The organism is Labrys miyagiensis (assembly GCF_030160835.1).
GTDB classification, from domain to species: domain Bacteria; phylum Pseudomonadota; class Alphaproteobacteria; order Rhizobiales; family Labraceae; genus Labrys; species Labrys miyagiensis.
The window spans coordinates 56,763-69,233 of the sequence record NZ_BSPC01000051.1; the positions used below are offsets into that span (position 1 = coordinate 56,763).

Genomic DNA, 12,471 nt, shown 5'->3' on the forward strand with positions numbered 1-12,471 from the left:
CTCATATGAATAGGAAATTTGTGATGCCCGCTCTCACTACTGCCGAGGTTCTTGGCCTATCCCCCAAGCAAGTTACCTCACCCATTGGCCTCATCGAGCAAATCGAGGGTGGCCTTCCGTTTGCCACGCTCGACCGAATTACCGGATTCTTGGCACCGGGTGATACCCAATTTAAATACCGGTTTGTGCCACGTGCGACATGGTCGCGCCGTAAGGCAGCACACAAGCTATCGCTTGACGAAGGAACCAAGCTGGCGCGTGTGGCGAAGGTTTACACGGCGGCTGTTGACGCCTGGGGGAGCAAGGACGAGGCGCGCGACTTCCTATTCCGCGCTCATCCAATGATCAACGACAAGTTACCCATTGACGTAGTGATGAAGAGCGAGATCGGTGCTGATCTGGTCATGGACATCCTGGGCCGACTTAAATACGGCACCGCCGCGTGACTGCGCAGATACTCGACCGCATCCTGACGTGCTACCGCATCGGCGACCCAAATGGAGCTTATCCGGTTTTCGATGCTACGGGCTCGACGATCGCGCCCGGGCGTTGGAATACGTCCCGTAGCCCCATGATTTATACCAGTGAGCACTATTCAACCGCGCTGCTTGAGAAATTGCTCCATGGCAGTGGAAGGATGCCTCTTAATCAGCATTGCGTGACCGTCACTATTCCTAGCGGGCTGAGCTATGAAGTTTTCCCTGTTGCAACATTGCCAGGCTGGGATAGACCTATCGCCAAATCTAGCAAGGCGTACGGTGAAAAGTGGTGCCGTGAGAAGCGCAGCCTTGTGGCAATAGTTCCTAGCGTAGTAGCTCGCCGCGATATGAATTTCCTCGTTAATCCGGCGCACGCTGAGTTTAAGCACGTCAGCGCCAGCCTACATGAGCCAGTATACTGGGATTCTCGTTTATACGGGATATGAGAGCTTGGTTGTTTTGAGCGCCAAGCTTCCGCCAACCCTGTGCAGTTCCTTATCTCAAGGCCGGGAGTGCGGCATGTTATTAGACCAGGCCACGTTCCTCTCTCCGACCCACAAAATGCTCCTGGGCGGGCAATATGTCCGCTCTGGATCAGACTCGTTAGTTGGTAGCGGCCGCTGCGGCGGAGCTGCAGGATCCTCTGGTGTCTTAGCTCGATAGAAAAGTCCTTTTTTGTCCCCGTTAGAAATGTCACTTCGAGCACCCTGGATGTCAGTCGCGACTTCACCCTATGAGGCTCAAGCAGCGCGGCGCAGTTGGTTGGGGTTGCGCAGCCGCGCTGCGACTATCCACCGGCGCGGCTCAACCGACCTTGAACAGGCTCGTCCTTTGTCCCCGCCGCCGCCGTGCTTTGTTGCTGCGCGACATGTCCATCTGCTTCTGCTGCTCGGCAATCATCGCCAGGATTGGACCCAGACGCTTGTTCTCGACGATCGCTGCCTGGTCGACCTGCTGCAACTTGTCGAAGGTTTTGTAGGGGAGGGAGCGGCCTTTGTATTTGATGGCGAAGCGGCCATCCGGATAGTCGAATATCATGACGCGCTGGCGGGCGAGGGGCCTGGTGATCTCGTTGGGCTCGAGCATGAACAGTACCTTGTCGTATTGCAGCGTCAGATTGAACGAGACGGTCCGCTCCTCCTTCCAGGCAAAGGCATCCTCGATGTCGTCATGCTCGGCAAGCGGGCGGTGCAAGTCTTTGTCATTGAAAGGCAATTTTGCGAAACGCTTATTATAGTCCTCCATGAAGGTGGGCAGGAAAGCGTTGCCGGCTTCCATGGTCGATATCCCAGCCAGCCGCATCTCTTTGACCAGTCGATCCTGCAAGGTGCCGTTCGCCCGTTCGACGCGGCCCTCGCCTTCGAGGTAAGTTGGCTCCCAAATGAGGAAGATGCCGGGCTCACCCAGCGCCGAGCGGGCATCCTCCATGAGCCGTCGCTTTCCAGCCGACTGCAGATGATGCAGCGACATTCCGATCCAGACGATGTCGACCCGCGCGGCCCAATTGCCGAGCGCCTCGGCGAAATCGCGACAATGGAGTTCGACTGGACAGGGCAGCGACCTCAGCGTCTCCATCGCGATTTCGAGCGAGAGAGCGGACAGGTCTATCCCATGGTAATGGGCGATCGCGGTACCCTGCAGCATCGCCGCGGATGCGCTGGCATCTCCGCATGCTACATCCAGGAACCTGAATGGAACCGGCGCCTCGGCGATCAGAATCCCGCGCAAGATGTCGTAGACCTCACGGTGATACATGAGGTTCTCGCGCGTGATCTTTCGATACGTTGCAAGCTGCCGGTTGAACATGGCCTGCGCGGCCTCGTCCACCGTTGCTCCGACCTCATACCGTTTTTCCGTCACCATGGCCTCTCCTAGGATAGCGAGAGCGACTTCCCCGATCCAAGTGCATACAAATGCAAGGCGCGGTACACGGCCGTATGTCCCGGCGTAGGGACGCCGAGCCTCACTCCAAGTTCGTGCATACGACCGGAGAGCCAGGCGACCTCGATCGGCTTTCCGCGATCGAGGTCGTTGGCCATGGAGGATTTCGTCTCTGGCGGCAGCACTTCCCAGCGCCCGCGCACGCGATCCACAAAGCCCTCAGGCATCGGATGGTCGGCTGCGGCCGCGACAAGCATGCCCTCGTCACGTAGCTGTTCGATGAAAGTCCGTGCTTCTGGGTCCGCGTAGATTGGTCCGACACCCGACCTCATCAAGGCTGTTCCACCCGAGAAGGCCGAGAGTGTCACGAACTTTTCCCACAGCACGTTGTCGATATCCTCGATCGAGCGCAGACCGATGCCCTTGGCACTTGCTGCGATCTGTTCGAATGCCCTGATAAGAGGGTCGCCATGCCCTCCGACGAGAACCTGCGGCAGGCCGCCCATATGGACTATGGCGCCTGGCCTCGCGACAAAGGCGGAGAGGTAGGTTACTCCGCCGATAACCTGCTCCGATGGAACATGGCGTCCGAGTGTCTCGACGCTGTCGATGCCGTTCTGCAGCGTCACGACACGTGTGCTCGGCTTCAAGAGCGGTCCGAGCGACGCAGCGGCTTTCCCACTGTCATACGTCTTGACCGCGAACACCACCACGTCGACGGGACCGATATCCTCAGCGCTGTCGCTCGCATTCACCTTGAGAAGGATGAAATCGCCCAGGGGGCTAGCGGGGGACAGCCCGTTCTCGCGCATCGCCTTGAGATGGTTGCCACGCGCGATGAAGCTGACATCCAATCTGGCTTCGGCGAGCCGCGCGCCAATGCAGCCACCAATGGCCCCCGAACCCATCATCGCAATGCGCATGACGATACCGCCAAGCCAATCGCACTGCAATGGTAGCACGGGCACAGCTCAGGGTTGAAGGCACAATCTCTGCATGTTCTTAATTGGGGTCGAAAGCGCCCGGGGACGTCCTCCTTATTGCCTTGAGCACTCCAGAGCGGCCGTTGCGCTAATTCGGCCGCAGAAAACCGGGCGGATGAGCCTAGGCGCCGCTGACCGATGCCGTGATGCGCGGGCCAGTAGCGGAAATTGAAGTTCAGATTGACCCTCCTTCACCTCCGCGGGAGGGCAGGACAACAACTCTCACCCCGACCGGAGTATTATTATACAGCGCCATAATGTCCTGGTTAAGCAACCGGATGCAGCCGCTGGACATTGATTTTCCGATCGAGGAGGGGTCATTCGTTCCATGGAGGCGATAGAGAGTGTCGTGGTCGCCTTGATACAGATACATCGCCCGAGCGCCGAGGGGATTGCCAAGACCTCCCGGCATTCCACCCGCGTACTTGGCTGCTTCCGAATCTCGCTTGGTCATTTCCGATGGCGGCGTCCATCGAGGCCATTCGGCCTTGCGCTTGATAACCGCTTTGCCGTGCCAGGCAAAACCTTCGCGACCGACACCGACCCCATACCGAGTTGCCACGCCTGCTTCATGGACGTGATACAGAAAATGGTTGTCTGGATCGACAACGATCGTTCCGGGCAATTCGCCTGTAGGATCAGACACTTCCCTGCGGTAGAATTGCGGGTCAATCTGGCTGAAGTCTATGGGTGGAAAGGCGTTGCCGTTGTCCACTCCACCCGCGTAGATGATGCGGTAATTGTAGCTGCCTATGCTTGAACGGTCGCCGAAGAGGCCGAACGAAGGGGCGCGTGAGGTTACGCATCCCGCCAACACCAAAGGACTTCCGAGAAGGAACACCCGACGGGAATAACGGAGCATAACGACCTTTAAATCTGACCGAGGCGGCAAGGGGGTGAAGCGATGTTATATCGCCGACCTCCTCTCCGCTCCAACAAACCAGAGTCAAGCTTAATCTGCCGGACGGTCGACGGGCAATTTGGCCAGGTTCCAACCGCTGTCACATCACTGAATGGAATTACAAAAGAAATAAATCGTCAAAGGTTGTAACCGAACCTCACTTTGGATCCGGACTAAGAGGGTGGCGGCAGGACGCCAAATGCGTCACAGAGCTGCGGCCTCTCAAGTTCGACGTGGTTTGGAACTTAATGACTCACGTTCCAAGCCTGTGGCCTTTAATGCGCCGAAATAGACCAGTTGCTGTCGCTCAAATGAGGACGTCGCAGGGTGGCTGCTTTGCGGCCCGTGCACGAACCCGCTTCGCGGGAGTGTCGCCTGGCGCTGAGGTGGCGTAGTATTCACAACCTTTGAGCGGGCGGCGGCGGCCGACCCGACCATGGAGTTCCCTTCAACGAGAGGAACTCGCCATGGCTACTCTGTCGACTGATACATCCGTCTCGCCCCTGCGCGAGCGCATGCAGTAAGACATGCTCATGCGGGGCCTGGGCTCCCATACCCAGCAGGACTATGTTCGTCACGTTCGGCGCTTCGCCGCGTTCCTTGGCCGCTCGCCCGACACAGCGACGCCCGAGGACATCCGACACTTCCAACTGCATCAGCATGAGAACGGCGTTGGCCCTGCGACCATCAACGGGGCGGTCTCGGCGTTGCGGTTTCTGTTCCTGGTGACGTTGAAGCGGCGGGATCTGGCGCGTGCGCTGGTAATCATCCGGCATCCTCGCAAGCTGCCCGAGGTTCTGAGCGTCGAGGAAGCGGCGCGGCTGCTCGAAGCGGCACCGGGAATCAAGTACAAGGCCGCGCTCGGTGTCGCCTACGGCGCGGGCCTGCGCGTGTCCGAGGTCGCACACCTCAAGGTCGATGATGTCGACTCGACACGCATGCTGCTCCGCGTCGAACAGGGCAAGGGACGCAGGGATCGCAACGCGATGCTCTCGCCTCAGCTTCTCGAACTGCTGCGGCTGTGGTGGCGTGAGGGCAAGCGGCGCGGGGTGATGCTCCCGCATGGCTGGCTGTTCCCGGGGCGCAGTTGCACCGACCCGATCTCGGCGCGTCAACTGCACCGCGCGGTTCAGGAGGCCGCCGAAGTCGCAGGCATCCGCAAGCGCGTCAGCCCGCACACGCTGCGGCACAGCTTCGCCACGCACCTGCTCGAACAGGACGTCGACATCCGCGTCATCCAGGTGCTGCTCGGGCACAGCAAACTCGATACGACCGCGCTCTACACCAAGGTCTCGACCCGGACGATCCACGCAGTCGCCGGGCCACTCGACCGGCTGATGGCGCTGATGGGGGACAAGACGCCGCCTGAGTGAGCAGGTGCGGGCGGAACTGGAGATCGCTGACATTTTCCGTGCTGCCGGTCCTGCATACCGGATCGCCCATGCCGGACGCTTGAGCCTCACCCAGCTTAAGGTCATGTCAGCGATTGAGCACTGCCGCACCGCATCGCTCGGCGGTCACGTCGAGGCGTGCGAGGACTGCGGCCAGTGGCGGATCGCCTACAACTCCTGCCGCAACCGGCACTGTCCGAAGTGCCAGGGCGCGGCGGCGCGGACGTGGCTTGCCGAGCGCGAGACCGACCTGCTGCCGGTCGGATATTTCCACGTCGTGTTCACGCTGCCGGCCGACGTCGCCGACATCGCCTTCCACAACAAGGCGCTCGTCTACGACCTGCTGTTCAAGGCGGCATCGGAGACGATGCTGACCATCGCGGCCGATCCCAGGCACCTCGGCGCGCGCATCGGCATCACCGCCGTGCTCCACACCTGGGGGTCGGCGATAACCCACCATCCGCACGTGCACATGATCGTGCCCGGTGGCGGCATCGCGCCGGACGGAAGCCGATGGATATCGTCGCGCCCGGCCTTCCTGCTGCCGGTGAGGGTTCTCGGCAAGGTGTTCCGCCGGCTGTTCCTCACCCGGCTGGTCGCGCTACACGAGGCTGGTCGGCTCGCCTTCTTTGGGCCGCAGGCGCACCTCACCGAGCGGCGGGCATTCCTGCGCCATCTTGCTCCCGTCCGGAAGACGCGTTGGGTGGTTTACGCCAAAGCGCCCTTCGCCGGGCCGGAAGCAGTGCTCGCCTACCTGTCCCGCTACACCCACCGGGTCGCGATCTCGAACAGGCGCCTCATCAAGTTCGATGAGAGCGGCGTCACCTTCCGCTACAAGGACTATCGCCGCGACGGCGCCGACCGGCAGCAGGTCATGACGCTTGCCACCCCCGAGTTCATCCGCCGCTTCCTGCTCCATGTCCTGCCGAGCGGCTTCCATCGCATCCGGCATTACGGTCTGCTCGCGGCCTCCGCGCGCAAGGCCAGCCTCGCGCTCGCCCGCGAACTCCTGGACGTCGCAGCACCGTCCGATGACGACACCCCGGGCGAACCAGACGTCCGCCCGCCATGCCCCTGCTGCGGTGGACGCATGATCGTCATCGAGGTTTTCGAGCAGTGGAGGCAGCCGCGCGGACCGCCGGACGCAACGGCGACCAACCGGGAGAATTATCCATGACCCGGCATGGTATGATCCAGCCTCCAGCCGCAGACACTCAGCCTCCGGCAACAAACCCACGCGTCTCTATGGTGTCAACCGACGCCGAAGGGGCCGCGACCGGCCGCGCGACGGGCCGACAACACCGCGTGGAGGCTCAACGAAGCAGTCTGTCCGCGTCCATCGCGGCGCTTGCCTCCAGCGGTCGCGCCATCGCCGACATCAGCCGCAAATCGAAATCCCCATAGCCATCGACTGTGGCCCGCGGGTTCCTGCATGAGAGGCTTTCGTACGCCTCACGGCACCCGAAACCCTTCACCTTTGCAGCCGTTCTTGCCAACGCGACTGTTCTCGAAAGCGGACATATAATGCCAGGCCAAGTGACGACGCAAAACTGTCGGAAAGTTGCTGACTAACGCGTCGCATCGGCCTGTTAGCCTTACGCTCGAGCAGACGCTGCTACGCCAGCGCCGACACACCCAGTCCTTCCATCGCCCACCCAATCGCGCTCATAAGTGCTAAACTTCGAGTCGATCCGAAATACCCGCGGACGAGGCGTGCCGGTGATTATTCAAAGCAATGAGATCGAAGATATCCAGACCCCGGATGGCGGGGTGATGCGATTGCACGTCGTTCGGCCAGCAGGTCCGGGCCGTTTCCCTGGCGTGCTGTTCTTCTCGGAGATCTACCAAGTGACGGACCCGATCCGCAGATTGGCCGCGATGGTGGCTGGCCAAGGCTATCTCGTCGCTATTCCGGAAGTTTATCACGAATATGAATCGCCTGGCACGATACTACGCTACGATCAAACGGGCACCGATCGCGGCAACGCGCTCAAGACGACCAAGACCGTCGCCGCTTTCGACGCCGACGCTAAGCTTGGTCTCGCTGCCCTTTCTAGCAATGCCGCGTGCACCGGACGGCTCGCCACGATGGGAGTATGCCTCGGCGGACACTTGGCTTATCGCGCCGCCCTCAATCCATCCGTCTCCGCGGCGGCGTGTTTCTATGCGACTGATATCCATTCCGGGACGCTCGGCGCCGGGAAAGCGGATGACAGTCTCGCGCGCATGAATGAACTCCGGGCCGAGACCTTGTTCGTGTGGGGCCGCCAGGATCCGCACGTCCCATTCGCCGGACGTCAGATTATTCGCGCACGCCTCGAGGAGGTGGGCGCTCGATATGAATGGCACGAAGTAAATGCCGCCCACGCGTTTCTACGCGACGAGGGGCCGCGTTACGATCCTGCGTTATTTATCCAGTCGATCGGCTGGATGCTCGCGATGTTTCAGCGGACACTCTCGTGCTGAACCGGAACAGCGCTGACCGATTCCTAGAGGCGTCCCCTTTGCGCCCTTCACCTTGTCGGCCATTGCACATACCTCTGCCGATACCTCATGTTGCTTGGCAGTTAATTGTAGGAATGCGCCGGTTTGGCTTGTGCCTGGCATTTATTATGAGAATTTCGAGGATGGGATTCTCAAATTGACTGCGTCTGCAAGGAGGTTCTCGACCGATTGACTGGGCTTATGATGTTCTCGCTCGTCAATATCGGCAGGGATAAGGTCGCTCATAGCCCGTTCGGGGGAACAAATATCGAAAACCTGATTCTCAGATTAAGTGACAGAATCCATGTCTCATTATCGAATTAACTGTTCATTCTCAAATTAAGTGTTGACGCAACCCTTTGAAATCATTGGCGAGACATTCTCACAATTAACTGCCAAGCGACAGTTGGGCTTTCGGCCGAGGAATGTGCTTTTCTTGTGCCGGGTAATGTTCTCGCCGCTGCTACCAAAGCGTTGGGCACGATGCGTTAATTGTATTGACTGTGATGATACATAACCTTGCGAGTAGCCTTGACATTTGCAAGGATTTGTATCAGACGAGTGCCATGCAATCGAAACCGCAGCGTCAGGAAGATCGTGCCGTCTCGCTCCTACAGGAACGTGGCATGATGCGGCTGTCCGAATTTCTCAAGGAGGGTGTCACGTCGGTGACGATTGCCCGAATGGAACAAAAGGGCGCCCTCAACCAGCTTAGTCGGGGCCTTTACCAGCTTCCCGATGCACCGCTGGACGGCAACCACTCACTCGCCGTGGCCGCCAAGCTCGTGCCTCATGGTATCGTCTGTTACGACTCGGCACTTGCGTTCCATGAGCTGACAGATCGCATCCCTCCCTATGTGTGGATGGCCATAGGCCCGCGGGTCTGGAGACCCGAAATTGCGCAGCCACGCATACAAATAGTGCGCCTCGGGGAAAAGGAGTTTGAGAGCGGCGTCGAGCAGCATGTGATTGAGGACGTCGTTGTGAAAATCTACTCGCCGGCCAAAACCATCGTTGATCTGTTCAAGAGTGGCAAACGTCAAGAGGCGCTTTACGCTTCGACGGCAGGCTTCACCCACGCCACCCAGGCGATGAGGGACGCGCTACGCCTTCGTAAAGCGACGCCGGCCGAGATCGCCAAATTTGCCGCCAATGCCGGCGTCTGGGAGCAAATCGTGCAGCCGCGCCTGGAGACGCTTGTTGCCAATGCCTAAGCCTGTCCGGAATGTTGCGGCATCGGTTCGCGCTCGGCTCTTCAACCTATCAAAGCAGCGCAACGAACCACTCGAGCTGCTTCTCACTCAGTACGCTCTCGAGAGGCTGCTCTATCGCCTCAGCATCAGTGACTATAGGGATCGGTTCGTATTGAAAGGGGCGGTGCTTTTGCGGCATTGGCTCGACGATCCGCATCGGCCGACGCGAGATCTCGACCTGCTCGGTTTCGGTGAGAGCGATCCCCAACTCACCCTTCGTATTTTCGCCAATATCTGTTCGATCAAAGCGGACGACGGCGTTGTCTTTGATGCGAATAGTCTTGTAGTCGATACCCTCCGAGACGATTCCGATTACAGCGGCCTGCGCCTCAAATGTTACGCGTCGCTCGACCGAGCTCGCATTCGGATAGTTATCGACATCGGCTATGGTGATGCGACGGAGCCTGGCCTCGACGATATCGAGCTCTTACCTTTACTTGATCAGCCTGCTCCGAAGCTGCGTGCCTATCCACCAGAGGCGGTCATTGCCGAGAAGTTTCAGGCAATGGTCTACCTTGGGTTAGCGAACACGCGGCTAAAGGACTTCTACGACATCTGGGTTCTGAGGCGTACGCACGCGTTCGAAGGTGATCGTCTCGCGCGTGCGTTCAAGGCTACCTTCGCTCGGCGGAAGACGGAAATTCCAAGGGATCGGCCGGACGCGCTAACGGCGGCATTTGCAAACGATCCGACGAAAGTTCGGCAATGGAAGGCGTTCATTCAAGACGTAGCGATAGATCCCGGTACGCTTTCGGACGTTGTCGAAGCACTTGCAGATTTTCTGTTGCCCCGCGCCCAGGAGGCCAGAAATCTTGAGGACGGTTGATCAGAAGCAGGACTACCAAAAATCAGGCGCATGGCTCTGCCTCGCTGGTGATCTGGCTTCAAAATGCGGCCTCTGTAGGATGTCACTAGACTGGACCGGCTCAACCGTGTTGCGTTGGGCATTGCTCGTCACATCTGGCCGTCGCGGCTGGTCGTCCCATAGCGCCGGCGGCGATGGTTCGCTCGCCTGCTCGGCCGACATGCTGTTGGAGGCTGTTGCGGCCTGTGCTGGCGTCACCTTTCGCGCTGTCGCCACTGCATCAGGGGTAAAAATCCGCAGCGGTCAGGTCATCGCCGAAGGTAAGTGGGACGCGCGCGGTACCCTGGGTGTTGACCGCAGCGTTCCCGTCGGGCTCACTGAAATCACGTTGCGATTCGAGGTAGATAGCGACGCCGATCCGGCAAAGCTGGCGCGAATGATTCAGACCACCGAGAACTATTGTGTCATCCTGCAGACACTGCGCAATCCGCCGCGCATCCGCGTGGAGTAAGTCGACTTCACCGGCGCAGCTCGGTGACGCAAAGGAACCTCACGGGAGCTGAGGCTCCCTTCCCACCCAGAGCGGCAGATCAGATCTAGAGATCTATGGGCTAGTTTGCGCCCCATCTGCAACATTTAGCTCCCTGGATGGCGATCCCGTAAGCTGCCGTTCGCCTCAAATGTCTTCCAGTGGTCGGTGAAGAGGTCCGCCGGATACAGCGGCCTGCATCAATCGGCATTCGGCCGTATCATGCTCGCTCGTTGCAGAACGGCCTTCAGCCTGACCGTCTCAATCGGCGACTTCTACTTCGAGAATGTCCTCTTGTCTTCGGCCACCGTCAGAACGGCGAACTGCTCTGTAACGCCCAGGCGATAGGCCGTGATGTCGATGGAACAGCTTCGAAAACGCGGCCGCGGTCTCGTAGCCGACACGGGTCGCAATTCGTGCAATTCCCTCGTCGCTTGTTTCGAGTAGAAACGCAGCCTCCGACATCCGTCGCGCGATCAGATAACGGTACATGGACTGGCCAACGAGCTTGGTGAAGCGAGCCGAAAACGCCGAGCGACCGAGCCCCACGCTGTGCCCAAGGTCGCCAAGGGTCCAGGGCTGATCCGGTCGTTCGTGAATCAACTGAAGCGCCGGTCCTATGTGCGGGTCCGCCATCGCCCCCAGCCAACCGCCTTCTCCGGAATTGAGAGACTTGATCCAGCTTCGCAACACCTCGACGAAGAGCACTTCTGTCAGCCGTGAAAGTGCGACGTCTTGGCCGGGACGCGCAAACGCCGACTCGCTCACCATGCGCTGCAGAATCGCCTCGAGCCATCCGCCGTCTTCCGTCGGCTTCAGGAGAAGCAGGGGCGGCAGTAATTCCAACACGCTGCCGCGCGAGGGCCGCTCCACAGTGAAATTGCCACAGATCATCGTCGAGAGCGGCTGCGCGTTGCCTCCATGACGAACGACGCCAAGACGTCCGGGCAGTCGATCGAGGTCCAGAATCGGTAGCGGCTTCGTCCGGCGATCCGAATAAATCACGTGAGGCTCGCCGCGTGTGACGACGACAAAGTCGCCCGCGGTCATGTGGAGTTCTCGTCCCTGTTCGAGCGCGAGGGTAGCTGAGCCACGACTGAGATAATGGAACAAGGCGTAGGGGCGCGCTGGCAATGCCAGATTCCACGGATGGCCGAGTTCGAAGTGGAAGAGCAGAGTCCCACCGAGGCGGACGCGATCGAGCACTTGGGCGAGGATGTCCATCCTCCCGATGTTAACACGACGGACGATCAGACACAATATTCGGACGACTGAGGCCTAACGTCCGAGAGTTCCACGTACTACGTCATCTCAAGGCGAGCAAACAGGTCGCGCGGCAAACCATTCGCAAATCGGCAGATGGAAGAACCGCGACTTTGCCGACACGCTTGCCATTCCCCCGGACCCGCGTCGTCCGTCATCTCAACAGGAACAATCAATGCGAAATCTTCTACTCTCAGTCGCCACCGTCGTCATGGCCGGAGCAACAGTTGCCGCCCCCGCCCAATCGGCTCAACTGCCCAAGGGAGCGGCTCACAATATCGTGCTCGTCCATGGCGCTTTCGTCGACCAGACGAGTTGGAAGCCGGTTGCCGATATCCTCACGAAGAAGGGCTACAACGTAACGCTCGTCGAAAACCCGCTCACCTCCCTCGCAGCGGACGTCGATGCCACCAGACAGGCGCTCGCGAAACAGAACGGCAAGACTGTTCTCGTTGGCCACTCATGGGGCGGTGTGGTCATCACGCAAGCAGGTGACGATCCC

General features: G+C 59.6%; 12 protein-coding genes and 2 pseudogenes. 9 read left to right on the plus strand and 5 right to left on the minus strand.

Annotation, left to right across the window (positions count from 1 at the left end; translation table 11 throughout):
* The first annotated feature begins 23 nt into the window (after positions 1–23).
* Positions 24–446, plus strand: coding sequence for an antitoxin Xre/MbcA/ParS toxin-binding domain-containing protein (locus QQL24_RS22775; RefSeq protein ID WP_284314584.1), 423 nt, complete (start codon positions 24–26; stop codon positions 444–446).
* Complete coding sequence (locus QQL24_RS22780) at positions 443–925, plus strand: RES family NAD+ phosphorylase (protein WP_284314585.1); 483 nt, start codon at positions 443–445, stop codon at positions 923–925. Before QQL24_RS22775 ends, QQL24_RS22780 begins: the two co-directional genes overlap by 4 nt.
* A gap of 358 nt (positions 926–1,283) precedes the next feature.
* Here the strand turns inward: QQL24_RS22780 and QQL24_RS22785 are convergent.
* From QQL24_RS22785 to QQL24_RS22800, 4 genes and pseudogenes are all read right to left on the minus strand, one after another.
* A pseudogene (locus tag QQL24_RS22785) lies at positions 1,284–1,835 on the minus strand (transposase family protein); the annotation flags it as partial.
* Positions 1,836–1,874: 39 nt separating this feature from the next.
* Positions 1,875–2,342: pseudogene (locus QQL24_RS22790) on the minus strand (class I SAM-dependent methyltransferase); the annotation flags it as partial.
* An 8-nt stretch (positions 2,343–2,350) separates the two neighbouring features.
* Entirely contained in the window at positions 2,351–3,283 is a 933-nt protein-coding gene (locus tag QQL24_RS22795) for a ketopantoate reductase family protein (RefSeq protein ID WP_284314586.1), read from the minus strand.
* A gap of 235 nt (positions 3,284–3,518) precedes the next feature.
* Positions 3,519–4,205, minus strand: coding sequence for a L,D-transpeptidase (locus QQL24_RS22800; RefSeq protein WP_284314587.1), 687 nt, complete (start codon positions 4,203–4,205; stop codon positions 3,519–3,521).
* Positions 4,206–4,771: 566 nt separating this feature from the next.
* On the opposite strand from QQL24_RS22800, the gene QQL24_RS22805 reads away from it, so the two are divergent.
* From QQL24_RS22805 to QQL24_RS22830, 6 genes are all read left to right on the plus strand, one after another.
* Positions 4,772–5,617, plus strand: a complete 846-nt coding sequence (locus QQL24_RS22805; RefSeq protein ID WP_284314588.1) for a tyrosine-type recombinase/integrase — start codon at positions 4,772–4,774, stop codon at positions 5,615–5,617.
* Positions 5,618–5,621: 4 nt separating this feature from the next.
* The gene (locus tag QQL24_RS22810; RefSeq protein WP_284314589.1) at positions 5,622–6,812 is read left to right on the plus strand and encodes an IS91 family transposase; all 1,191 of its coding nucleotides are present in this window, start codon (positions 5,622–5,624) and stop codon (positions 6,810–6,812) included.
* 536 nt (positions 6,813–7,348) lie between these two features.
* Positions 7,349–8,101 carry a dienelactone hydrolase family protein gene (locus QQL24_RS22815; protein ID WP_284314590.1) on the plus strand — a complete coding sequence of 251 codons (753 nt, stop codon included), beginning with the start codon at positions 7,349–7,351 and terminating at the stop codon, positions 8,099–8,101.
* A 584-nt stretch (positions 8,102–8,685) separates the two neighbouring features.
* Positions 8,686–9,333, plus strand: coding sequence for a type IV toxin-antitoxin system AbiEi family antitoxin domain-containing protein (locus QQL24_RS22820; protein WP_348536489.1), 648 nt, complete (start codon positions 8,686–8,688; stop codon positions 9,331–9,333).
* Positions 9,326–10,198, plus strand: coding sequence for a nucleotidyl transferase AbiEii/AbiGii toxin family protein (locus QQL24_RS22825; protein WP_284314592.1), 873 nt, complete (start codon positions 9,326–9,328; stop codon positions 10,196–10,198). The genes QQL24_RS22820 and QQL24_RS22825 overlap by 8 nt, the downstream gene beginning before the upstream one ends.
* Positions 10,185–10,688 carry an OsmC family protein gene (locus QQL24_RS22830; protein WP_284314593.1) on the plus strand — a complete coding sequence of 168 codons (504 nt, stop codon included), beginning with the start codon at positions 10,185–10,187 and terminating at the stop codon, positions 10,686–10,688. The genes QQL24_RS22825 and QQL24_RS22830 overlap by 14 nt, the downstream gene beginning before the upstream one ends.
* Positions 10,689–10,967: 279 nt before the next feature.
* Here the strand turns inward: QQL24_RS22830 and QQL24_RS22835 are convergent, their stop codons facing one another.
* A complete protein-coding gene (locus tag QQL24_RS22835; protein WP_284314594.1) occupies positions 10,968–11,930 on the minus strand; it encodes an AraC family transcriptional regulator in 963 nt (320 codons plus the stop codon).
* 214 nt (positions 11,931–12,144) lie between these two features.
* Here QQL24_RS22835 and QQL24_RS22840 point away from each other — a divergent pair.
* Positions 12,145–12,471, plus strand: a 327-nt coding sequence (locus QQL24_RS22840) for an esterase/lipase family protein (RefSeq protein ID WP_284314595.1), incomplete at its 3' end; no start/stop codon positions are given.

Excerpts from the sequence above, each read along its gene's own strand:
- QQL24_RS22800 (WP_284314587.1), bottom strand. The coding sequence starts at position 4,205 with ATGCTCCGTTATTCCCGTCGGGTGTTCCTTCTCGGAAGTCCTTTGGTG.
- QQL24_RS22775 (WP_284314584.1), top strand. The coding sequence starts at position 24 with ATGCCCGCTCTCACTACTGCCGAGGTTCTTGGCCTATCCCCCAAGCAA.
- QQL24_RS22820 (WP_348536489.1), top strand. The coding sequence starts at position 8,686 with ATGCAATCGAAACCGCAGCGTCAGGAAGATCGTGCCGTCTCGCTCCTA.
- QQL24_RS22795 (WP_284314586.1), bottom strand. The coding sequence starts at position 3,283 with ATGCGCATTGCGATGATGGGTTCGGGGGCCATTGGTGGCTGCATTGGC.
- QQL24_RS22825 (WP_284314592.1), top strand. The coding sequence starts at position 9,326 with ATGCCTAAGCCTGTCCGGAATGTTGCGGCATCGGTTCGCGCTCGGCTC.
- QQL24_RS22805 (WP_284314588.1), top strand. The coding sequence starts at position 4,772 with ATGCTCATGCGGGGCCTGGGCTCCCATACCCAGCAGGACTATGTTCGT.
- QQL24_RS22835 (WP_284314594.1), bottom strand. The coding sequence starts at position 11,930 with ATGGACATCCTCGCCCAAGTGCTCGATCGCGTCCGCCTCGGTGGGACT.